The organism is Micromonospora sp. DT62 (assembly GCF_049847285.1).
Taxonomy (GTDB): Bacteria; Actinomycetota; Actinomycetes; order Mycobacteriales; family Micromonosporaceae; genus Micromonospora; species Micromonospora reichwaldensis.
Genome location: NZ_JBNCOB010000002.1, coordinates 49782 through 68963, shown reverse-complemented (window position 1 = coordinate 68963; position 19182 = coordinate 49782). Strand labels below are relative to the sequence as shown.

At 72.6% G+C, this 19182-nt stretch carries 20 protein-coding genes and 1 pseudogene; 17 read left to right on the top strand and 4 right to left on the bottom strand.

Annotated features, from left to right (window positions below):
* The first annotated feature begins 3 nt into the window (after positions 1-3).
* The 7 genes and pseudogenes from ACPXCB_RS03805 (at position 4) to ACPXCB_RS03775 (ending at position 5727) form a co-directional block, all read left to right on the top strand.
* Entirely contained in the window at positions 4-798 is a 795-nt protein-coding gene (locus ACPXCB_RS03805; RefSeq protein ID WP_425872242.1) for a 2-keto-4-pentenoate hydratase, read from the top strand.
* Positions 795-1709: pseudogene (locus ACPXCB_RS03800) on the top strand (acetaldehyde dehydrogenase (acetylating)); the annotation flags it as partial. The gene ACPXCB_RS03805 and the pseudogene ACPXCB_RS03800, both read left to right, overlap by 4 nt.
* A 110-nt stretch (positions 1710-1819) precedes the next feature.
* Positions 1820-2875 (top strand): 4-hydroxy-2-oxovalerate aldolase, encoded by a 1056-nt coding sequence (gene dmpG / locus ACPXCB_RS03795; protein WP_425872240.1) that lies wholly within the window; start codon positions 1820-1822, stop codon positions 2873-2875.
* Positions 2872-3645, top strand: a complete 774-nt coding sequence (locus tag ACPXCB_RS03790; RefSeq protein ID WP_425872238.1) for a 2-keto-4-pentenoate hydratase — start codon at positions 2872-2874, stop codon at positions 3643-3645. The genes dmpG and ACPXCB_RS03790 overlap by 4 nt, the downstream gene beginning before the upstream one ends.
* Positions 3646-3755: 110 nt before the next feature.
* Entirely contained in the window at positions 3756-4178 is a 423-nt protein-coding gene (locus ACPXCB_RS03785; RefSeq protein WP_425872866.1) for a RidA family protein, read from the top strand.
* The gene (locus tag ACPXCB_RS03780; RefSeq protein WP_425872236.1) at positions 4175-4699 is read left to right on the top strand and encodes a 3-hydroxyanthranilate 3,4-dioxygenase; all 525 of its coding nucleotides are present in this window, start codon (positions 4175-4177) and stop codon (positions 4697-4699) included. The genes ACPXCB_RS03785 and ACPXCB_RS03780 overlap by 4 nt, the downstream gene beginning before the upstream one ends.
* Positions 4699-5727 carry an amidohydrolase family protein gene (locus ACPXCB_RS03775; protein WP_425872234.1) on the top strand — a complete coding sequence of 343 codons (1029 nt, stop codon included), beginning with the start codon at positions 4699-4701 and terminating at the stop codon, positions 5725-5727. Before ACPXCB_RS03780 ends, ACPXCB_RS03775 begins: the two co-directional genes overlap by 1 nt.
* Before the next feature lie 106 nt (positions 5728-5833).
* Here ACPXCB_RS03775 and ACPXCB_RS03770 read toward each other — a convergent pair whose 3' ends face one another.
* Positions 5834-6772 (bottom strand): alpha/beta hydrolase, encoded by a 939-nt coding sequence (locus ACPXCB_RS03770; RefSeq protein ID WP_425872232.1) that lies wholly within the window; start codon positions 6770-6772, stop codon positions 5834-5836.
* A 213-nt stretch (positions 6773-6985) separates the two neighbouring features.
* On the opposite strand from ACPXCB_RS03770, the gene ACPXCB_RS03765 reads away from it, so the two are divergent.
* The 3 genes from ACPXCB_RS03765 to ACPXCB_RS03755 all read left to right on the top strand — a co-directional run bounded on the left by ACPXCB_RS03765 (position 6986) and on the right by ACPXCB_RS03755 (position 9204).
* The gene (locus tag ACPXCB_RS03765; protein WP_425872230.1) at positions 6986-8449 is read left to right on the top strand and encodes an amidase; all 1464 of its coding nucleotides are present in this window, start codon (positions 6986-6988) and stop codon (positions 8447-8449) included.
* Between the two features lie 73 nt (positions 8450-8522).
* Complete coding sequence (locus tag ACPXCB_RS03760) at positions 8523-8810, top strand: hypothetical protein (RefSeq protein WP_425872864.1); 288 nt, start codon at positions 8523-8525, stop codon at positions 8808-8810.
* The gene (locus ACPXCB_RS03755; protein WP_425872228.1) at positions 8797-9204 is read left to right on the top strand and encodes a DUF5130 family protein; all 408 of its coding nucleotides are present in this window, start codon (positions 8797-8799) and stop codon (positions 9202-9204) included. Before ACPXCB_RS03760 ends, ACPXCB_RS03755 begins: the two co-directional genes overlap by 14 nt.
* Before the next feature lie 78 nt (positions 9205-9282).
* Here ACPXCB_RS03755 and pepN read toward each other — a convergent pair whose 3' ends face one another.
* Entirely contained in the window at positions 9283-11835 is a 2553-nt protein-coding gene (gene pepN, locus ACPXCB_RS03750; RefSeq protein ID WP_425872226.1) for an aminopeptidase N, read from the bottom strand.
* A gap of 214 nt (positions 11836-12049) precedes the next feature.
* Here pepN and ACPXCB_RS03745 point away from each other — a divergent pair, with 214 nt between their 5' ends.
* From ACPXCB_RS03745 to ACPXCB_RS03730, 4 genes are all read left to right on the top strand, one after another.
* Positions 12050-12673: a disulfide bond formation protein DsbA gene (locus ACPXCB_RS03745; protein WP_425872224.1), complete on the top strand. Its 624-nt coding sequence runs from the start codon at positions 12050-12052 to the stop codon at positions 12671-12673.
* Positions 12674-12873: 200 nt separating this feature from the next.
* The gene (locus tag ACPXCB_RS03740; RefSeq protein ID WP_425872222.1) at positions 12874-13227 is read left to right on the top strand and encodes a hypothetical protein; all 354 of its coding nucleotides are present in this window, start codon (positions 12874-12876) and stop codon (positions 13225-13227) included.
* Positions 13228-13320: 93 nt separating this feature from the next.
* On the top strand, positions 13321-14520 hold the full coding sequence (locus tag ACPXCB_RS03735; protein WP_425872220.1) for a DUF1015 family protein: 1200 nt from the start codon (positions 13321-13323) through the stop codon (positions 14518-14520).
* Positions 14521-14593: 73 nt separating this feature from the next.
* Positions 14594-15061: a ribose-5-phosphate isomerase gene (locus tag ACPXCB_RS03730; RefSeq protein ID WP_425872218.1), complete on the top strand. Its 468-nt coding sequence runs from the start codon at positions 14594-14596 to the stop codon at positions 15059-15061.
* 152 nt (positions 15062-15213) lie between these two features.
* Here the strand turns inward: ACPXCB_RS03730 and ACPXCB_RS03725 are convergent, their stop codons facing one another.
* Positions 15214-15534, bottom strand: coding sequence for a hypothetical protein (locus ACPXCB_RS03725; RefSeq protein ID WP_425872216.1), 321 nt, complete (start codon positions 15532-15534; stop codon positions 15214-15216).
* Positions 15535-15874: 340 nt separating this feature from the next.
* Between ACPXCB_RS03725 and ACPXCB_RS03720 the strand changes: the two genes are divergently transcribed.
* On the top strand, positions 15875-16420 hold the full coding sequence (locus ACPXCB_RS03720) for a hypothetical protein (protein ID WP_425872214.1): 546 nt from the start codon (positions 15875-15877) through the stop codon (positions 16418-16420).
* Positions 16421-16564: 144 nt separating this feature from the next.
* On the opposite strand, the gene ACPXCB_RS03715 is transcribed toward ACPXCB_RS03720, so the two are convergent.
* Complete coding sequence (locus ACPXCB_RS03715; RefSeq protein ID WP_425872212.1) at positions 16565-16831, bottom strand: hypothetical protein; 267 nt, start codon at positions 16829-16831, stop codon at positions 16565-16567.
* A 192-nt stretch (positions 16832-17023) separates the two neighbouring features.
* Between ACPXCB_RS03715 and ACPXCB_RS03710 the strand changes: the two genes are divergently transcribed.
* Together ACPXCB_RS03710 and ACPXCB_RS03705 are read left to right on the top strand one after the other, a co-directional pair.
* On the top strand, positions 17024-17821 hold the full coding sequence (locus ACPXCB_RS03710; RefSeq protein ID WP_132239275.1) for a S1 family peptidase: 798 nt from the start codon (positions 17024-17026) through the stop codon (positions 17819-17821).
* Between the two features lie 390 nt (positions 17822-18211).
* A complete protein-coding gene (locus tag ACPXCB_RS03705) occupies positions 18212-19087 on the top strand; it encodes an FG-GAP repeat domain-containing protein (protein WP_425872862.1) in 876 nt (291 codons plus the stop codon).
* Positions 19088-19182: the final 95 nt, after the last annotated feature.

Below are 19182 nucleotides of genomic sequence, written 5' to 3'. Positions count from 1 at the left end.
GACATGAGCGTTGATTACGAGGCGGCGGCGCGGGAACTGGTCGACGCGCGGGAGAACGGTAAGCCGTGTGCGCCGCTGCGGGGGCGGTTGCTGCCGGAGGGGGACGTCACGTCGGCGTACCTGGTGCAGCAGCTTCAGGTGCGGCGGTGGTTGCAGCGCGGTCACCGGCGGGTGGGCGCGAAGATCGGGTTGACGTCGCGGGCGGTGCAGGAGTCGTTCGGTGTTTTCCAGCCCGATTTCGGGGTGCTGACCGATGACATGGCGGTGCCCGACGGGGCCGAGGTGCCGATGGGCCGGTTGTTGCAGCCTCGGGTGGAGGCGGAGGTCGCCTTCGTGTTGGGTGCGGATCTGCCGGACGAGCGGATCACCGGCGCGGATGTGATCCGGGCGGTCGATCATGTGTTGCCGGCGATCGAGATCGTGGATTCGCGGGTGGCGGGGTGGGACATCTCGATCGTGGACACGGTGGCGGACAACGCCTCCAGTGGCCTGTTCGTGCTGGGTACCACGCCGCGTCGGCTCGCCGACGTGGACCTGCGGCTGTGCGGCATGGTCCTCGAACAGGCCGGTGAGCCGGTGTCGGTCGGAGCGGGCGCGGCCTGCCTGGGTAACCCGTTGCATGCGGTGCAGTGGTTGGCGCAGACGATGGCCCGCTCGGGTGATCCGCTGCGTGCCGGGGATGTGGTGCTGTCCGGGGCGCTCGGTCCGATGGTGCCGGTGACGCCCGGTGCGGCGTACGAGGCGCGGATCTCCGGCCTGGGCTCTGTCCGCACGTGCTTCTCCAAGGAGGCGTCGTGACCACCGGCGTGGCGGTGATCGGGTCGGGCAACATCGGCACCGATCTGATGATCAAGGTGCTGCGGTTGTCGGAGTCGCTGCGGATGGTGGCGATGGTCGGCATCGACCCCGATTCCGACGGCCTGGCGCGGGCCCGGCGGTTGGGTGTGGCGACCACTGCCGAGGGTGTCGACGGCCTGGTGGCGATGCCGGAGTTCGCGGATGTGGAGTTGGTGTTCGATGCGACGTCGGCGGGCGCGCACCGTTACAACGATGCGGTGTTGGTGGCGCATGGTCGGCTGGTGGTGGATCTGACGCCGGCGGCGGTGGGTCCGTATGTGGTGCCGCCGGTGAACCTGGATGAGCACCTGCACCAGCGCAATGTGAACATGGTGACGTGTGGTGGGCAGGCGACGGTGCCGATCGTTGCGGCGGTGGGTCGGGTGACGCCGGTGGTGTACGGGGAGATCGTGGCGTCGATTGCGTCGAGGTCGGCGGGGCCGGGGACGCGGGCGAACATCGATGAGTTCACGGAGACGACGGCGCGGGCGATCGAGGTGGTCGGCGGCGCGCAGCGTGGTAAGGCGATCATTGTGTTGAATCCGGCTGATCCGCCGTTGTTGATGCGCGACACCGTCTACTGCCTGTGTGAGGACGCCGACGCCGATCGGGCGGCGATCGCCGGGTCGGTGGCGCAGATGGTGGCGGCGGTGCAGGAGTACGTGCCGGGGTATCGGTTGAAGCAGGACGTGCAGTTCGATCGGGTCGATGCGTATGTGCCGTCGTTGGGTCGGCGTCTGAGCGGGTTGCAGGTGTCGGTGTTCCTGGAGGTCTCCGGCGCCGGGCACTATCTGCCGGCGTACGCGGGGAACCTGGACATCATGACGTCGGCGGCGCTGCGCACGGCGGAGCGGCTGGTCGGGCTGCGATCGGCAGCGACCGGCCATGACGGCGCGGGCCGCGACGGCGCTGATGGCGCCAGCGCGGGCCATGACGGCGCTGGTGGCGATGGCGTGGGTCGGAACGTCGTGGAGGTGACCCGGTGACTGATCTGTACATCCAGGACGTGACGTTGCGCGACGGCATGCACGCCGTGGCCCACCGCTACACGGTCGAGCAGGTCCGCACGATCGCCGCGGCGTTGGACGCCGCCGGGGTGGCGGCGATCGAGGTCGCGCACGGTGACGGTCTGGCGGGGTCGAGTGTGAACTACGGCCATGGTGCGGCCAGTGACGCGGACTGGATCTCGGCGGCGGCCGAGGTCATGACGAACGCGAAACTCACCACCCTGCTGCTGCCGGGGATCGGCACGATCGCGGATCTGAAGGCGGCGAAGGCGCTCGGGGTGACGAGTGTGCGGATCGCGACGCACTGCACGGAGGCGGACATTTCGGCGCAGCACATCGCGTGGGCGCGGGAGAACGGCATGGACGTGTCGGGGTTCCTGATGATGTCGCACATGAACGATGCGGCTGGTCTGGCGGGGCAGGCGAAGTTGATGGAGTCGTACGGGGCGCACTGCGTCTACGTCACCGACTCCGGCGGCCGACTGCTCATGTCCGACGTCGCCGAGCGGGTGGACGCGTACCGGCAGGTGTTGGCGTCGACCACGCAGATCGGTATCCACGCCCACCACAACCTGTCCCTCGGTGTCGCCAACAGCGTCGTCGCGGTCGAGCACGGGCGGATCCTCGGGCACGGGCCGCTGGGTTCGGCGCACGGTCGGACGGTGCGGGTGGACGCGTCGCTGGCGGGGCAGGGTGCGGGGGCGGGTAACGCGCCGTTGGAGGTGTTCGTGGCGGTGGCGGAGTTGCATGGTTGGGAGCATGGCTGTGACGTGTTCGCGCTGATGGACGCCGCTGACGACATCGTGCGGCCGTTGCAGGACCGGCCCGTGCAGGTCGACCGCGAAACCCTCTCCCTCGGCTACGCGGGGGTGTATTCGAGTTTTCTGCGGCATGCGGAGCGGGCGTCGGACAAGTACGGGGTGGACGTGCGCTCGATCCTGGTCGAGTTGGGCCGTCGCCGCATGGTCGGCGGGCAGGAAGACATGATCGTGGACGTGGCACTGGACCTCGCCGGCAAGGAGACATCATGATCGGGCCGGACACCGCCGGTATCGCCGAGCGCCTCGGCGTGGCGGCCGACACCGCCACCGCCATCGCGCAGTTGGCCGCCGAGACGGGCTTGGACGTGGATGCTGCGTACGCGGTGCAGACGGCGTTGATCCAGCGTCGTCTCGACCGGGGTGAGCGTCTGGTCGGGTTGAAGATGGGCCTGACGAGCAAGGCGAAGATGGCGCAGGTCGGCGTGGACGAGGTCATCTGGGGCCGGCTCACCGACACCATGCGCATCCCCGACGGCGGCACCCTCGATGTCGGCGCCTTCATCCACCCCCGCGTCGAGCCGGAGGTGGCGTTCCTGCTCGACCGGCTGCCCGAACCGGGCGAGCCGGTCGGGGACTTCACCGACGCCGTGCGTGCGGTCGCCCCGGCGATCGAGGTCATCGACTCGCGGTACGCCAACTTCACGTTCTCCCTGCCGGACGTGATCGCCGACAACACCTCCGCCGCCGCCTTCACCATCGGCCCCTGGTCGCCGGTCCCCGACGGCCTGGACAACCTGGGTGTGCTGCTGGAGATCGACGGACGGGTGGCGCAGGTCGGCTCGACCGCCGCGATCCTCGGCGACCCCCGCCGCGCCCTCGACGAAGGCATCCGCCTCGCCGGCCGCCACGGCGTGCGGCTGCGCGAGGGCTGGGTGTTCCTCGCCGGCGCCGCCACCGCCGCCGTCCCTCTACGCCCCGGCGCCCACGTCCGCGCCGTCGTCGAACACCTCGGCACCACCTCCCTGCGAGCGTCGGCATGACCACGAACCAGGGCACGACCGCGAACCACAGCACGACCGCGAGCCAGGACACGCCCGCGAACCACGACACGCCCGCGAACCAGGGCGCGGCAGCAGGCCACGGCACGGGCGTGCAGGCGCACGTCGTGGCCGGCAAGGCCGTACCCCGAGGCGCGTTCCCACACGTCAAGGTCGCCGGCGGGTTCGTCTTCGTCTCCGGCACCTCCAGCCGCCGCCCCGACAACACCTTTGCCGGCGTCGACGTCGACGAGTTCGGCACCACGAACCTCGACATCCGCGCGCAGACCCGCGCCGTCATCGACAACATCGCCGACCTGCTGAAGACAGTCGGCGCCGACCTGAGCGACCTCGTGCAGGTCACCACCTACCTCGTCAACATGAACGACTTCGGCGGCTACAACCAGGTCTGGGCCGAGTACTTCGACGCGACCGGGCCCACCCGCACCACCGTCGCCGTGCACCAGCTACCACACCCGCACCTGCTCATCGAGATTCAGGCCGTGGCCCTTCTTCCGTCAGGAGGTCAGTCGTGAGTGAGATCGCGGAGCCGTTCAGCTTCCCCGGTTGGATCGCGGAGAACCAGCACCTGCTCAAGCCGCCGGTCGGCAACAAGGAGATGTTCCCGGGCGGGGACGACTTCATCGTGATGGTGGTGGGCGGGCCCAACCAGCGCACCGACTTCCACGTCGACCCGTACGAGGAGTTCTTCTACCAGGTCAAGGGCAACATGCACGTCAACCTGATGACCCCGGAGGGGCCGCGTACGGTGCACGTGCGCGAGGGGCAGATGTGGATGCTGCCGCGCAACACCCCGCACTCGCCGCAGCGGCCCGAGGCCGGCTCGATCGGCGTGGTCGTGGAGCGGGTCCGCGAGGAGGGCACGCTGGAGAAGTTCCAGTGGTACTGCACCGAGTGCGGGCACCAGGTGCACGAGGTGGAGTTGCAGGTCAGGGACATCGCCGCCGACCTGCCCCCGGTGTTCCAGGCGTTCTACGCCGACGAGGCCGCCCGCACCTGCGCGAACTGCGGCGCGCTGCACCCGGGCAAGGGCTGATGCCTGCCGGGCCCGGGCCGGCGCGGCCCCCCGTGGTCGACGTGCACACGCACGTCGTACCGAAGGGGTGGCCGGACCTCGGCGCGGCGTGCGGCGGGTCCGGCTGGCCCTGGCTGCGGGTCGACTCCGAGCGGGCGGCCATGATCATGGTGGGGGAGACGGAGTTCCGCCCGGTCGGGGCGGAGTGCTGGGACGCGCCGACCCGCCTCGGCGACATGGACGCCGACGGCGTGGACGTGCAGGTCGTGTCGCCCACCCCGGTCTTCTTCAGCTACGACCGGCCCGCCGACCAGGCGGTGAAGGTGGCCCGGATCTTCAACGACCGCACCCTGGAGGTCACCGCCGCCGGTGGTGACCGGCTGGTGCCGTTCTGCCAGGTGCCGTTGCAGGACCCGGAGGCGGCCTGCGCCGAGCTGGACCGCTGCCTCGCGGCCGGGCACGCCGGGGTGGAGATCGGCAACCACGTCGGCGACCGCGACCTGGATGACGCCGGGATCGTGGAGTTCCTGACGCACTGCGCCGAGGTGGGCGCGCCGGTCTTCGTGCATCCGTGGGACATGCCGGGCGGCCCCCGGCTGGACCGGTGGATGGCCCGCTGGCTCGCCGGGATGCCCGCCGAGACGCACCTGTCGGTGCTGGCGCTGATCCTCGGCGGCGTCTTCGACCGGGTGCCCGACACGCTGCGGATCTGCTTCGCGCACGGCGGCGGCAGCTTCCCGTTCTGGCTGGGCCGCGCCGACAACGCCTGGCACCGCCGTGGCGACCTGGTACGCGGCGCCTCCACCGCTCCGCCCAGCTCGTACGTCGACCGGTTCTGCGTCGACTCGGTGGTCTTCTCCGCGCCCGCGCTGCGGCTGCTGGTCGACACGATGGGCGCCGAGCGGGTGCTCGTCGGCAGCGACTACCCGTACCCGCTGGGGGAGCGGCCGGTCGGCCGGGTGGTGCACGAGGCGGACTTCCTCACCGCCGAGCAGTGCGACCTGCTGCTCGGCGGCAACGCGCTGCGCTTCCTCGGCACCCGCTCCTGAGCCGTGCCCGGGCGGCGCGGCCCCTGAGGGCCCCCGTGCCGCCCGGCGGGTGGAATCCGGAGCCGTCGCGGCCCCCAGTGCGCGCGACGGCTCCGGAGCATGGGGTTCAGGAGTGCGGGCAGGTGTCCCGGTACTCCTCGATCGCCGAGCCCCGCGGGGCCGGGCAGAGGAACTGCTCGTAGCGGGTGTCGTCGTCGACGAACCGCTTGAGCCAGGAGATGCTGTACTTCGCCACCGTCACGTTCGACGAGGTGGGCGCGGAGTGGCTCGCCGCGTTCAGCTCCAGGTACGCCTTGTCCAGAGTGGCCGGCAGGCTGGTGTAGAACGGCTCCGAGTGCGACGAGACCGGGGCCACGGTGTCGTTCTCGGCCCCGATGACCAGGGTCGGTACGCGCACCGACGACCAGCTCTTCTGGGTGTGCCAGCCGGTCAGCGGGATCGCCGCCTGCAACGCGGGCCGGGTGCTGGCCGCCGACAGGCTGCCTCCGCCGCCCATCGAGTGACCCATCACGGCGAGCCGGTTCTGGTCGATCCGGGTGCGGACGGTGCTGGTGTTGGTCAGGTAGTCCAGGGCGGCCAGCAACTGGGTGCCCCGGCTGGCCGGCTGGTCGTACACGGACCGGGTGTCGATGGTGATGACGACGAAGCCCTGCGAGGCCAGGCGGGGGCCGAGCCACGCGACCGAGGTCTGGCGCGCGGTGAAGCCGGGGGAGATGGCGACCGCGCCGAAGGTGCCCTCGGCGGTGCTCGTCGGGTAGTAGATCGTCCCGCCGCCGAAGCCGCTGACGCTGCTGGCGGCCACGGTGGTCTGCGCGGTGGCGAACGGGCCCCGGGTGGCCTCGATGCTGGTCACGGTGGGCGCGGGGCCGCGCTCGTAGGGGTTGGCGGCGAGTGGCGCGGTCGTAGGCAGGTCCCGGGCGCCGGCGGGCGCGGCGGGCGCGGCGGCCAGGCTCGCGCCGACCAGGGCGAGGGCCAGCAACGGACGGGTGGCGCGCGAGGACCAGCGGCGGCGGGGGAGGGGGTGCAGAGCGGGTAGAGGTTGCACGGCGACGCTCCCTGCGGGGGTGGGGGTCGGTGGCGGCGTTGCGGGGGGCCACCGGGTGGACGGTGATCGCCATCGATCGGGTCCATCCTGCGTGCCGGGCGCCGGTGCCCGGTCATCCCGATGTGGTCATGTCCGGGGGGATATGGCGCTCGTCGCACCGCCGGCCGGCCGTGTCGTACGGCACACCGGCGGCCGGGCGGGCAGGATGAGGGGATGGCCGAGCCGCACGACCTGACCGCGCTGGAGCAGGCGGCCGCGATCGCCGGCGGCGAGCTGTCCAGCGTCGACCTGGTCGAGCACCACCTGACCCGGGTCGACGCGCTCGGCGACACCGTCGGCGCGTTCGTCACGGTCACCGGCGAGCGGGCCCGCGCGGCGGCCCGCGCCGCCGACGCCGTACCCGCCGACGAGCGCGGCCCGTTGCACGGCGTGCCGACCGCGATCAAGGACCTGACCCTCACCGCCGGGGTGCGCACCACCTTCGGCTCGGCGGCGTTCGCTGACTTCGTGCCGCCCGTGGACGCCGACGTGGTCCGGTTCATGGCGGAGGCCGGGCTGGTGAGCCTGGGCAAGACCACCACCTCCGAGCTGGGCTGTTCGCTCTACTCGGAGGGGCTGGTCGCGCCGCCGGCCCGCAACCCGTGGGACCTGGCGTACACCGCCGGCGGCTCCAGCGGAGGGGCGGCGGCGGCCGTCGCGGCCGGGCTGGTGCCGGTCGCCCAGGGCTCCGACGGCGGCGGCTCGCTGCGCATCCCGGCGTCGCTGTGCGGCCTGGTCGGCTACAAGCCGGGCCGGGGGCTGGTCTCCGGGGGGCCGGTCGGCTCCGGTGCCTTCGGCCTGCCCACCAACGGCCCGATCGGGCGTACGGTCGCCGACGTGGCGGCGCTGCTCGACGTGCTGGCCCGGCCGGTGCCCGGCGAGCCCTACCTGGCGCCCACCCCGCCCCCGGGCGGCTGGCTCGGCGCGGCCCGCGCGGCCGACCCGGGGCGACTGCGCGTCGGGCGGTTCACCGCACCGATGCTCGCCGACGAGCCGGTGCACCCCGACTGCCTCGCCGCCGTGGACCGGGCGGCGGCGCTGCTCACCGCCGCCGGCCACGAGGTGGTCGACGTCCCCGCGCCCCTCGGGCCCGCCGTGTGGCCGCTGTTCGAGATCGTCTGGTACGTGCTGGCGCTCGCGCCCGTGCCGCGCGGGCGGGAGAGCGCGCTGCTGCCGCTGACCCGCCACCTGCGGGCCCGGGGCGCGGAGATCTCCGCCGGCACCCTCACCGCCACGCTCGGCGAACTCCAGGCGCAGGTACGCCTCGGCGTGCGCCGCACCGCCGGCTGCGACCTGCTGCTCTGCCCGACCCTCGCCGCGCCGCAGGCGCCGCTGGGCTGGTTCGCCGAGGGGGGCGACCCGGCCGAGGACTTCGACCGGCAACGCCGGTTCTCGCCGTACTGCGCCGTGTTCAACGTCACGGGTGATCCGTCCGTGTCCCTGCCGGTGGGCGTCACCGCCGAAGGGCTGCCCGTGGGGGTGCTGCTGACCGGTCGGTACGGCGACGACGCGAGGTTGATCGCCACGGCTGCGCAACTGGAGCACTCCAGTGGCGGTTGGGATCGCCACCCCGCAATCTGGCGGGCCGTGGGCTCCGCTAACGTGAATGGCAGCGGTGTCGGGCGGTCGGCGCCATGATCGTCCACCCGACCCGGATCCTTGAGGTCTCTTCTTCCGCCTGGGGGCGTTGGGATTGTCTGTAACCGAGACGTTGCTGGTCTTCGTCGGCATCCCGGCGGCCGCGGTGCTGGTGATCGCCGGCCTGGCGTACGCCGGTAACCGTGGTGGCGGCGGTGGCGGCGCCAAGCGCTACCGACCGGGCCGGCCCTTCGACTTCACTCCGGTCTGGTTCCTGGGCCGGCCGGAGCAGCTGGCCGACTCGGCCGGCACCGCCCTGGCAGCGGGCGCGCAGGCGCCGGCGCTGACCAGCCACAAGCTCGAGCGGGCCGGCGTCGAGCCGCCGGCCGGTGGAACCGGAGGCGCAAGTGACCGTTGGTGAGAAGCAGGCCGGGACGGGGACGCCGCCCGAGGTGCTGGACGGGCCGTTCTCGACCCGCCAGCTGCTGCGCATCGACGAGGCCCTGCGCCTGGCCGACCAGGGCACCGGCCTGGTCTTCTCGGTCTTCGTCGGCGGCCTCGACGAGCCGATCCGGGAGCACGCGGAGCGGCTGCACCGCCAGCTCGCCGAGCCCGACCGGTCGATCCTGATCGCGGTGTCGCCCAACCAGCGGCAGCTGGAGGTCGTCACCGGCCGGCACGCCCGCAAGCGCATCCCCGACACCTACGCCCGGCTCGCCGCGCTCTCGATGGTGGCGGCGTTCGGCGGCGGCGACCTGGCCGGCGGCATCATCAACGGCCTCGACCAGCTCGCCAGCCACGCCGGCAAGGGCTGACCGACCCGAACCCACCCGACGTCCAACGGTGAAGCCCGGTCCGCACCGCGGACCGGGCTTCACCGTGTCGGGCGTACGTCAGGCGCTGCGGGCGTCCCGCTCGCGGGCCCGCAGGGCGCGGACGACGCCGTCGCGGCCCTCGCCCACCAGCCGGCGCAGCGGGGCCGGGTGGCCGTCGCCGGCCAGCCACGCGTCGGTGGCCGCCACGGTCTCGTCGTCCACCAGGTACGCCGGGTACGCCAGCTGCGTGAACTCCTGCGCCGGCTCGCTGTCCCGGCTGCCCCAGACCTGGTCCACCGCGGCGAAGTACTTGTCGCGGTAGGGCACCGTCAGCTCGACCTGCGCCGGGTGGATGAGGCCCTGCAACAGCGCCCGGTTGCGCCAGTTCGGCAGCGCCTCCGGGCCGGTCAGCTCGGCCCACACGGCGGCCTTGTTCTCCGCCGTCGGCACCAGCGCGTGCGCGTACGCGGCCTCGCGCTCGCCACTGGCCGTGCGGTCCCCGGCCAGCTCGGCCTCGATCTCGGCGGGACCGGCCGCGCCGTTGGCGACCAGTGCGCCCAGCACGGCCCAGCGCAGCTCGGTGTCGATGGACAGGCCGGCCGGAACGTCGTTGCCGGCCAGCCAGCCACGCAGGGTGGCCAGGTCCTCGGCCGAGCGGGCCGCCGTGGCGTACGCGCGGGCCCAGGTCAGCTGGAAGCCGCTGCCCGGTTCCGCCGCCGCCAGCGTCGTCCGCGCGGTGCGGGCCAGCTCCGCCCAGCCGGTCGGCGCCCAGGCCGGGTCGGCGTAGAAGGTGAGCGCCGTCTTGGCCTGGCGCAGGGCGGCGTTGACCAGGTTGATGTCGGTCTCGGCGGGCAGCCCCGCCAGCACCAGCGCCACGTAGTCGCGGGCGGCCAGTTCGGCGTCGCGGGTCATGTCCCAGGCGGCGGTCCAGCACAGCGCGCGGGCCAGCGACGACTCGAAGCCGGCGATGTGCTGCACCACGGTGGCCATCGACCGCTCGTCGAGGCGCAGCTTGGTGTAGGTGAGGTCGTCGTCGTTGAGCAGCAGCACGTCGGCGGCGGGCACGCCGCGCAGCGCGGTCAGCTCGGTCCGCTCGCCGGCGACGTCGACCTCGTGGCGCTCGCGGCGGACCAGCCGGCCGTCGGTCAGGTCGTAGAGGCCCACCCCGATCCGGTGGGTACGCAGCGTCGGGTGCGCGGTGGGCGCCTCCTGGAGCACGACCACCTGCTCGTAGGTGCCGTCCGCGCCGATCGTCAGCTCCGGCCGCAGCGTGTTGACCTGCGCCGTCTCCAGCCACTGGGTGGCGAACTTGCGCAGCTCCCGGCCGGAGGCCGTCTCCAGCTCGGAGAGCAGGTCGTCGAAGGTGGCGTTGCCCCAGGCGTGCTTGGCGAAGTAGGCCCGCAGGCCGGCCAGGAACGGCTCCTCACCCACGTACGCGACGAGCTGCTTGAGCACGCTCGCGCCCTTGGCGTAGGTGATGCCGTCGAAGTTGACCTCGACCGCCTCCAGGTCCGGCATCTCGCAGTAGACCGGGTGGGTGGAGGAGAGCTGGTCCTGCCGGTAGCCCCAGTTCTTGCGGATGGACAGGAACGTCGTCCAGGCCTCGGTGAAGCGGGTGGCGTGGGTGTTGCACCAGTGGCTGGCCCACTCGGCGAACGACTCGTTGAGCCACAGGTCGTTCCACCAGCGCATGGTGACCAGGTCACCGAACCACATGTGCGCCAGCTCGTGCAGGATCGTGTTGGCCCGCTGCTCGTACTCGTAGTCGGTCACCTGCGAGCGGAAGAGGTAGTGCGACTCGGCGTGCGTGACGCAGCCGAAGTTCTCCATGGCGCCGGCGTTGAAGTCGGGCACCCACAGCTGGTCGTACTTGGGCAGCGGGTAGCGCACGCCGAACTGCTCGTGGAAGAAGTCGAAGCCCTGCTTGGTGACCAGGAAGAGGTCGTCCGAGTCGAGGTGCGGCGCCATCGAGGCCCGGCAGAACGCGCCCAGGTCGATGCCGTCGTGGCTGTCCCGCACCTCGTGGTACGGCCCGGCGCAGAGGGCGGTGATGTAGGTGCTCATCCGCACCGAGGTGGTGAGGTGGACCGTCTTCAGCCCTTCGCCCGCCGCCTCCTCCCGCTCCACCGGCATGTTCGAGACCACCTTCCAGTGGTCAGGGACGGTGGCGTGCCAGGTGTAGACGCTCTTCAGGTCGGGCTGGTCGAAGCAGGCGAAGACCCGCTGGGCGTCGGCCGTCTCGAACTGGCTGTAGAGGTAGGTCTCGCCGTCGACCGGGTCGACGGTGCGGTGCAGGCCCTGCCCGCTGTTCGAGTACGCGAAGTCCGCCTCGACGACGAGCGTGTTCTCGCTGCCCAGTCCCGACAGGGTCAGGCCCTTCTCGGCCGACCAGTCGCCCAGGTCCACCGGAGTCCCGTTCAGCGTCGCGGAACGCACCGAGTCGGCGGCCAGCTCGATGAAGGTGCTCGCGCCGGGTTCCGCGCACCGGAACCGCACCTCGGTCCGCGAACGGAAGGTGCGAGCCTCGGCCGCCGCCCGTACGGCGGACGAGAGGTCCAGACTGATGTCGTATCCGGTCACGTCGAGCAGGCGGGCCCGCTCGGTGGCCTCGACCTGCGTCAGGTTGCGCACTCCCGGCACTTTTCGTCTCCATCCCGTTTCGCCACACGCCTTGGTGGCGCCGTCATCGACCGCTCGTGACGGCCGGATTCGAGTCTTCCATGCACGAACACCCTGTGGTGGGCGAGGTCACGCTCTCATTCCGCTGTGGGTCGATACCCGCTGGGGTGAAGATCGCAGGAGGCGCCGGGAGGCCGGCGCACCCCGTTTTTCGAAGGGACCAGCCGTGAGCGAGCGTGCCGCCGTAGACATGTTCTTCGACCCCCTCTGCCCGTGGGCGTGGATCACCTCCCGTTGGCTGCTGGAGGTGGAGCAGGTCCGGGACGTGGATGTCCGGTTCCGTGTGATGAGCCTCTCGGTGCTCAACGAGGGCCGGGACCTGCCCGAGCAGTACCAGGAGCTGATGCGGACCGGCTGGGGCCCGGTGCGGGTCTGCATCGCGGTCGAGCAGCGGTACGGCCAGGACGCCGTCCGGAAGCTCTACACCGCGCTCGGCACCCGGATCCACCTCGGGCAGGAGAAGCTCACGCGGGAGCTGTTCGTCGCCGCGCTGACCGACGTCGGGCTCGACCCGGAGCTGGCCGACGTGGCCGAGGGCACCGCCCACGACGAGGCGCTGCGGGCCAGCCACGAGGCCGGCATGCGTCCGGTCGGCACCGACGTCGGCACCCCGGTGATCCACGCGCCCGGCCCGGACGGCGGCACGGTCGCGTTCTTCGGCCCGGTGGTCACCCCGGCGCCGAAGGGGGAGGCCGCCGGCCGGCTCTGGGACGGCGTCCTGCTGGTCGCCGGCACCCCCGGCTTCTACGAGCTGAAGCGCTCCCGCGACCGCGACCCCATCTTCGACTGACCCGCTTCAGGCTTCGGCCCCACCGTGGGCACCTCCCGGACCGACCAGGGGGTTCGCGTCGTGAACCCCCTGGTCGGCGACGGGTGACGCGGGGCCCGGGGGAGGGTGGGGCGTCACCGGGGTGGCGGCGGGATCGTTGGCCCGGGTGTCCGCCGCAGCGACCCGCAGGGCCGCACCCGCAGCTCGTGGAGGCAGTTCCGATGGCCAAGCACCGTGTGCCCGGTGACGACCCGTCGACCCGGGAGGGGGTGACCGAGCGCCCGGACACGGCGTACTGGTCGGTCGACGACTCCCGCTGGCCGGCGGTCCGTCCCGACCTTCCCGCCCACATGGTGGACCTGCTCGCCCCGCCGATCGTGGTCGGCGTCGCCCGCGTGCCGGTCACCTCCCGGCTCACCCCGCCGGCCGAGCACCGGCCGGTACCGGCCGCGCCGGGCGGGACCCGGCGGATCGTGCCCGCCGTACCGGGCGTGCCGGGCCGGCGACCGGCGGGCGGCCCCACGCCGGGCGGCCGGCACCGCCGGGCTGGGGGACAGTCCGACCGCACCGCCTGACTCCGACGCGCCGCCCCGGTAGCTCTTTCATCTGGTGGACCACGCGCGGGTCCCGCGCTACCGGGACTCGCGTCGCCGGTAGCGTCTTCGCACATGACGGTCGTGCATCCGATCGCCCGGGCCTGGATCACCACTGGCGGCACCGGCGCGCAGAACTACGACGAGTTCGCCGACGACGCGGAGATCACCGCGATCATCGAGGCGAATCCGCACAGTGCCCTCGGCATCGAGATGCCGCACCGGGCGCCGGAGAGCCTGGGCAAGTCCTTCCTCGACGCCCTGCCGGACGCGGTGACCCGGCTCGCCGAGGCCAAGGCCGACGGCAGCTACACGCCGGCCGCGCAGGTCGTGGTCCTCTACCGGATCAGCGCGCCGGGGGAGGAGAACGCGTACGGGCTCTTCGCCATGGTGGACACCGACCAGATCTCCACCCGGGCCGACGAGCCCGGCCTGGTCATCCGCAACGAGGACGTCTTCATCGCGAAGGTGCGGGAGCGGGTGGCGCTCGCCGAGTCCCTGGGGCACCTGCTGTCGCCCGTACTCCTGCTGCAGACCGGGCGCGGCGACGAGCTGCACGCCGCCCTCGCGGCGGCGACCGACGCGGCCGGCGCGCCGGCGGCGACCGACACCGACCAGGCCGGGCGTACCCACGCCATCTGGCTGCTCGGGCCGGGCCCCCGCCAGGACGAGCTGACCGCCCTGGCGGGCGGCGGGGAGCTGGTCGTGGCCGACGGCAACCACCGCAGCCTGGCCGCGCAGACCGGCGGGCTGCCGCGCTTCCTGTCGGTGATCACGACCCCGGCGTCGGTGGCGATCCAGCCCTACAACCGGCTGGTCAGCGAGCTGACCACCACCGCCGACGACCTGCTCGCCCGGCTGCGCGCCGCCGGCGCGGAGATCAGCCCGATCGACGGCCCGGTCGAGGTTCCGGCGGGCGGCGGCACCGTGCACCTTCGCCTCGCCGGCCGGGGGTACGCGGTCACCCTGCCGCACGTCGGCGACAACCGGCTGGAGAACCTGGACCACGCCCTGGTCGAGCGGCTGCTGCTGCGCGACGCGCTCGGGCTCGACCCGGGCGACAAGCGGATCACCTACGTCGGCGGCGACTACCCGGCGAGCTGGCTGACCGGCGAGGTCGACGCGGGCCGGGCCGAGCTGGCGGTGCTGGTCGCCCCGGTGACGGTGGACGACTTCGTCGCGGTCAACCTGGCGCGGGAGAAGATGCCGCGCAAGAGCACCTGGTTCACCCCGAAGGCCCGCGGCGGCCTGGTGGTCGCCGAGCTGTCCCGCTGACCCCTGTGACGAATCCGCCTCCGGGACGCCGCCCGCGCGTCGTCCCGGAGGCGCGCCTGACAGACTGCCCGGTATGCGCGTCTACCTGGGATCCGACCACGCCGGTTTCGAGTTGAAGGTGCACCTGGTCAACCACCTGACCAAGGAGGGGCACGACGTGGTCGACGTCGGCCCGCACGCCTTCGACCCGGACGACGACTACCCGGCCTTCTGCCTGCACACCGGTGACCAGGTGGTGGCTGACGAGGGCAGCCTCGGGGTGGTCATCGGCGGCTCGGGCAACGGCGAGCAGATCGCCGCGAACAAGGTGGCCGGCGTCCGGGCGGCCCTCGCCTGGAGCATCGACACCGCCCAGCTGGCCCGCGAGCACAACGACGCGAACGTCGTCGCGGTCGGCGCCCGCCAGCACACGCTGGACGAGGCCACCGCCATCGTCGAGGCGTTCCTGACGACCCCGTTCTCGGGGAACGAGCGGCACGCCCGCCGGATCGCCCAGGTGGCCGACTACGAGAGCACCCGCCAGCTCCCCACGCTGCCCTGACCGCCTGACCGCCTGACCGCCTGACCGTCCGGTCGTCCCGGGCGGCCGGGCGAGTTCGCGGGCGGCTGGGCGAGTCTTCGGGTGGTGGGATCGCCATAGCTCCCGGGCGGGCCGTGCCCCCCTGCGGGGCGGTTCCCGCCAGGCTCGGGGGGTCAGCGGCGGGGGAGGTCCTCGCGGGGCGTCCAGTTGCGGCGGATGATCACCACGCGTTCCTCGGCCGCGGCCAGGTCCTCGTCCGTGGGGCGGGAGGCGTCGCGGGCCCGCATCGCGGCGGTCACGCTCACCTGGGAGGAGCCGGGGCCGACGAGACCACGCAGGCCGCGGTCGCCCTCGTCACCCGGGCCGCCCCGGCGGGCACGCGGCGGCTCGGGGCCGTCGTGCACCCCGGCGGTCGCCGCGTTGGGGCCCCCCGTCGCGCCCGCGTCACCGCTCGGGTGCCGTATCCGGCGCCGGCGTCGCTCCGTGTCACCCATCAGCCGACCGTACCGTCCCGGCCCGATCGGCGCTGGCTTGCGCGTCCGTCGCCGGCTACCGGGTCCGCTGCCAGCTTGCGGGTCCGGCACCGGCTTGCGGGTCCGGCGCCGGGCTTGCGCGGCTGGCGCCGGCTCGCGCGTCCGGTGCGTGGCGCGGGGGGTGGCCGGTGACCTCGGTCACGACGCCCCGGTCGTCGGCGGCCGCCGGGTCGGCCGGCCCCCGCCGTGGCCAGCGGATCGGGGCCCGCGCCCGGGTGTGGCCTCGGCGACCGGTTTGCCGGCTGGCTACCCTCGGAACGGACGGCGGCCGGTGGTCGCCGTCGTCCAGGGGAGGGACGAGATGGTCGACCAGACGCAGCCGTGGGCCGAGCGGACCGTCGAGGTGCCGCCGCAGCCCGGTGCCGGGGTGCCGCCGCAGCGCGACGCGTACCAGCGGGGGGTGGCCTCGGTCGGGCAGTCCCGTACGACGCGCACCGAGCCGTTCCCCGTCGTCGAGCACGAGCCGACGGGCACCGGGTGGCCGGACGCGCCGGCCCCGCGCCGGCCGCTGAGCTGGCACGTCGAGCAGTTGAAGCGCGGCGGCGAGTGGAGTGCGGCCGGCGCGCTCTTCGCCTTCGTCTGCTGGGGGATCTGGGCCATCTCGGGCGGCGGGAACCTGGGCGGCCCGTTCCTGATCTTCCTGCTGAGCCTGCTGGTGGCTGCCGGCCTCTTCGCGTTGGCCCGGCTGCTCGGCCGGGTGGTGCTGGAGCGGCAGCTGGGCCGGGTGCGGCGCAGCGCGCGCGGGGCGCACCTGGTGACGGCGGTCTTCCTGGCCGGTCTCGGGATCGCCTACCTCCAGCAGACCGAGTGGGTCGTGTCGGCCTGGAACTGGATCAGCAACAACTGACCGTACGCCCGGGCGGGCCGCCTGCGCCGCCCGCCCGCGCGCCCGGTCGCGGCGTCTCGCGACCTCCGGTCGTTCCACCAGGTCGCCGGCCGCTTACCCGGCCGGCCGCGGTTCATCCGCGCCCGGCCGGAGCTGATCCGCAGCTCAGTGCTTCCCGCCGTGGCCCTCCGCGTCGGCCTTCGGCGAGGCCACCCGGGCCGCCGGGTCCTCGACGCCGGGCTCCCCGCCGTCCGGCGCCACCATTCCGTCGTAGTTGTAGAGCGTGCCGTCCTCGCCGTGCTGCTTCGTGGTCCGGATGTAGCGGTGCATCATGCCGTCGATCTCCACCTCGAGCAGGGCGTCGCCGCCCGTGTCGATGGTGCTGCCGTCCCGGGGTCCGCCAACGAGGTGTGCCTTCTTGTTCGTGTCCATGTCCAGGCCCCGTACCCGGGCGGTCCCGGCGCAAAACGGGCGATGCGCGTCCGGCGCGCCTCCTGGCCGGCTGCGGTATGACCGACGCGGGATGTGCCGAGGCATTGCCATCCATCGATAGATCTCCATAGGCTCCCGCCATCGGTTTCCGGCGCGCCGCCTCGGCCCGCCGCGAGGGTTCGGGAGGCTCCCATGGTCCGTTGGCGCACACTCGTCGGCCGGTTGGCCGCCGCGTTGGTGGCGGTCACCGCCGGCTCGTTCGTCCTGGCCGTTCCGGCCTCCGCCAAGCCCGGGCCCGAGGTGACCCCGTACGTCGTGGGCGGGACGCTGGCCGCCCAGGGCGAGTTCCCCTTCATGGTCCGGCTCTCCATGGGCTGCGGCGGTTCCCTCTACAGCCCCCGCCTGGTGCTGACGGCCGCGCACTGCGTCGGCGGGACCGGTACGAACACCAGCATCACCGCCACCCTCGGCGTCGTGGACCTCCAGTCGTCGAGCCGGATCCAGGTGCGCTCGAACTACGTCTACCGGGCGCCCGGCTACAACGGCAACGGCAAGGACTGGGCCCTGATCCGGCTGGCCACGCCGGTCACCACGCTCCCGACGCTGAAGATCGCCACCAGCACCGCGTACGACAACGGCACCTTCACGGTCGCCGGCTGGGGCGCCACCCGCGAGGGCGGCGCGCAGCAGCGCTACCTGCGCAAGGCCAGCGTGCCGTTCGTCAGCGACGCGACCTGCAACTCCTACTACGGCGGCCAGATCATCGCGAACGAGGAGATCTGCGCCGGCTACGCCAGCGGCGGCATCGACACCTGCCAGGGGGACTCGGGCGGCCCGATGTTCCGGCGCGACGCGAGCAACGCCTGGATCCAGGTCGGGATCGTGAGCTGGGGCAACGGCTGCGCCCGCCCCTCCTACCCCGGCGTCTACACCCAGGTGAGCACCTTCGCCCCGGCGATCGCCTCGGCGGCGGCGAGCCTCGGCGGCTGACCCGGAACCAACCCTCGGGGCCCGGCCGGCTCGTCCGGCCGGGCCCCCGCGCGTGCTACCGGCCGGCCCCTGCCCGGCGTCAGCCCGACGCGACGGTCGGCGTGCGGCGGGCCGCTCGGGCCACGGCCTCGACTTCAAGTGACAGAAAACCAAGGTGGCAGAAATTTGCGTACGCCCCATCTTCGATCGGTCCCCCAATGCCCATGGCCGGCGATGGGGCATGGATTAGTGTCGATAGGTTTAGGTTGCTTTGTCGTATGTCGATCTCGCCTGTCGATCGCGGTCTTGCGGGTGGTGAGGGGTGTGGGTAGGGGTTACCACCCCCAACCCCTGTTCGTAATGATCGGACTGTCGTATTTCGGGTGTGCGGGGAGGTAGTTCGTGGCACGCATGGGCGGGAATGGTCACTGCCGTTCGTTCGACGGGAACGGGAGGATGGACATCATGGCCCGTGACGACGACACGGGTGAACTGCTGGTCTTCCCGCACAGCGGCAGCTTCCGTGGTAGCGAGACATACGACGAGCCCGTGCTGATCAGCACCGGCTTCCATCCGTATCGGAACCACGGGATGGTCCGTCCCATCGACGTCAACGGCAACGGCTACGCCGACGTCATCGGCGTGAGCATGACGCACATGAACGAAACGCACGGGATCTTCCTCTATCCGAACAGGGGTGGACTGAACGGTCTCGACACCCTCGGCGAGCCGATCCGCATCTCCGGCGCCCGCGACGACAAGAAGTGGGAGACCCTCGGCATCGCCGACGTGGACCTGGACGGCTGTGACGACATGTTCGGCCGCGAGCAGGACGCGGGCCACGTCGACGCGTTCTTCAACAAGCGCCAGGTCACGCAGAACGAGACGTACGACCGCACCGCGCACCGCCTGGTGACCGTCGACGTCGAGGACTTCCCACTGGCGATGGCCGACTTCACCGGCACCGGGCGGCCCGACCTGCTGGTCCGCCGCGCCAACGGCGACCTCGACCTGTACGAGTTCGCGCACGACACCTCCGGCGAGGGCCCGTGGTGGCGCGGCGAGGGCCAGTGGTTCACGCTCGGCAAGGGCTGGCAGGAGTTCGCGCACGTCACGGTGACCGACATCGACCTCGACGGCCGGCCGGACCTGCTGGCCGTACGCGCCGACGGCACGCTCGTCGTCCACCTGCACAACGGCAAGTTCGATCCGGAGCGGCCCTCGGCCACGTTCTCCGCGCCCGAGGTGCTCGCGACGGGTTGGCAGAAGTACTCGGTGGTGAGCTGACGTAGGCCGCCCGCTGGAGGCCGGCCGCCCGCTGGAGGCCGGCCGGCTCGGTGAGGCCGGCTGCTGTCCGGTGGAGGGCCTTTCGGTGTGCGACG

Bases quoted from the DNA above. Each gene is read 5' to 3' on its own strand.
- ACPXCB_RS03765 (WP_425872230.1), top strand. From the start codon at position 6,986: ATGGCCGAGCCGCACGACCTGACCGCGCTGGAGCAGGCGGCCGCGATC.
- ACPXCB_RS03720 (WP_425872214.1), top strand. From the start codon at position 15,875: ATGGTCGACCAGACGCAGCCGTGGGCCGAGCGGACCGTCGAGGTGCCG.
- ACPXCB_RS03790 (WP_425872238.1), top strand. From the start codon at position 2,872: ATGATCGGGCCGGACACCGCCGGTATCGCCGAGCGCCTCGGCGTGGCG.
- ACPXCB_RS03730 (WP_425872218.1), top strand. From the start codon at position 14,594: ATGCGCGTCTACCTGGGATCCGACCACGCCGGTTTCGAGTTGAAGGTG.
- ACPXCB_RS03710 (WP_132239275.1), top strand. From the start codon at position 17,024: ATGGTCCGTTGGCGCACACTCGTCGGCCGGTTGGCCGCCGCGTTGGTG.
- ACPXCB_RS03705 (WP_425872862.1), top strand. From the start codon at position 18,212: ATGGGCGGGAATGGTCACTGCCGTTCGTTCGACGGGAACGGGAGGATG.
- ACPXCB_RS03735 (WP_425872220.1), top strand. From the start codon at position 13,321: ATGACGGTCGTGCATCCGATCGCCCGGGCCTGGATCACCACTGGCGGC.
- ACPXCB_RS03805 (WP_425872242.1), top strand. From the start codon at position 4: ATGAGCGTTGATTACGAGGCGGCGGCGCGGGAACTGGTCGACGCGCGG.
- ACPXCB_RS03775 (WP_425872234.1), top strand. From the start codon at position 4,699: ATGCCTGCCGGGCCCGGGCCGGCGCGGCCCCCCGTGGTCGACGTGCAC.
- ACPXCB_RS03715 (WP_425872212.1), bottom strand. From the start codon at position 16,831: ATGGACACGAACAAGAAGGCACACCTCGTTGGCGGACCCCGGGACGGC.
- ACPXCB_RS03725 (WP_425872216.1), bottom strand. From the start codon at position 15,534: ATGGGTGACACGGAGCGACGCCGGCGCCGGATACGGCACCCGAGCGGT.
- ACPXCB_RS03740 (WP_425872222.1), top strand. From the start codon at position 12,874: ATGGCCAAGCACCGTGTGCCCGGTGACGACCCGTCGACCCGGGAGGGG.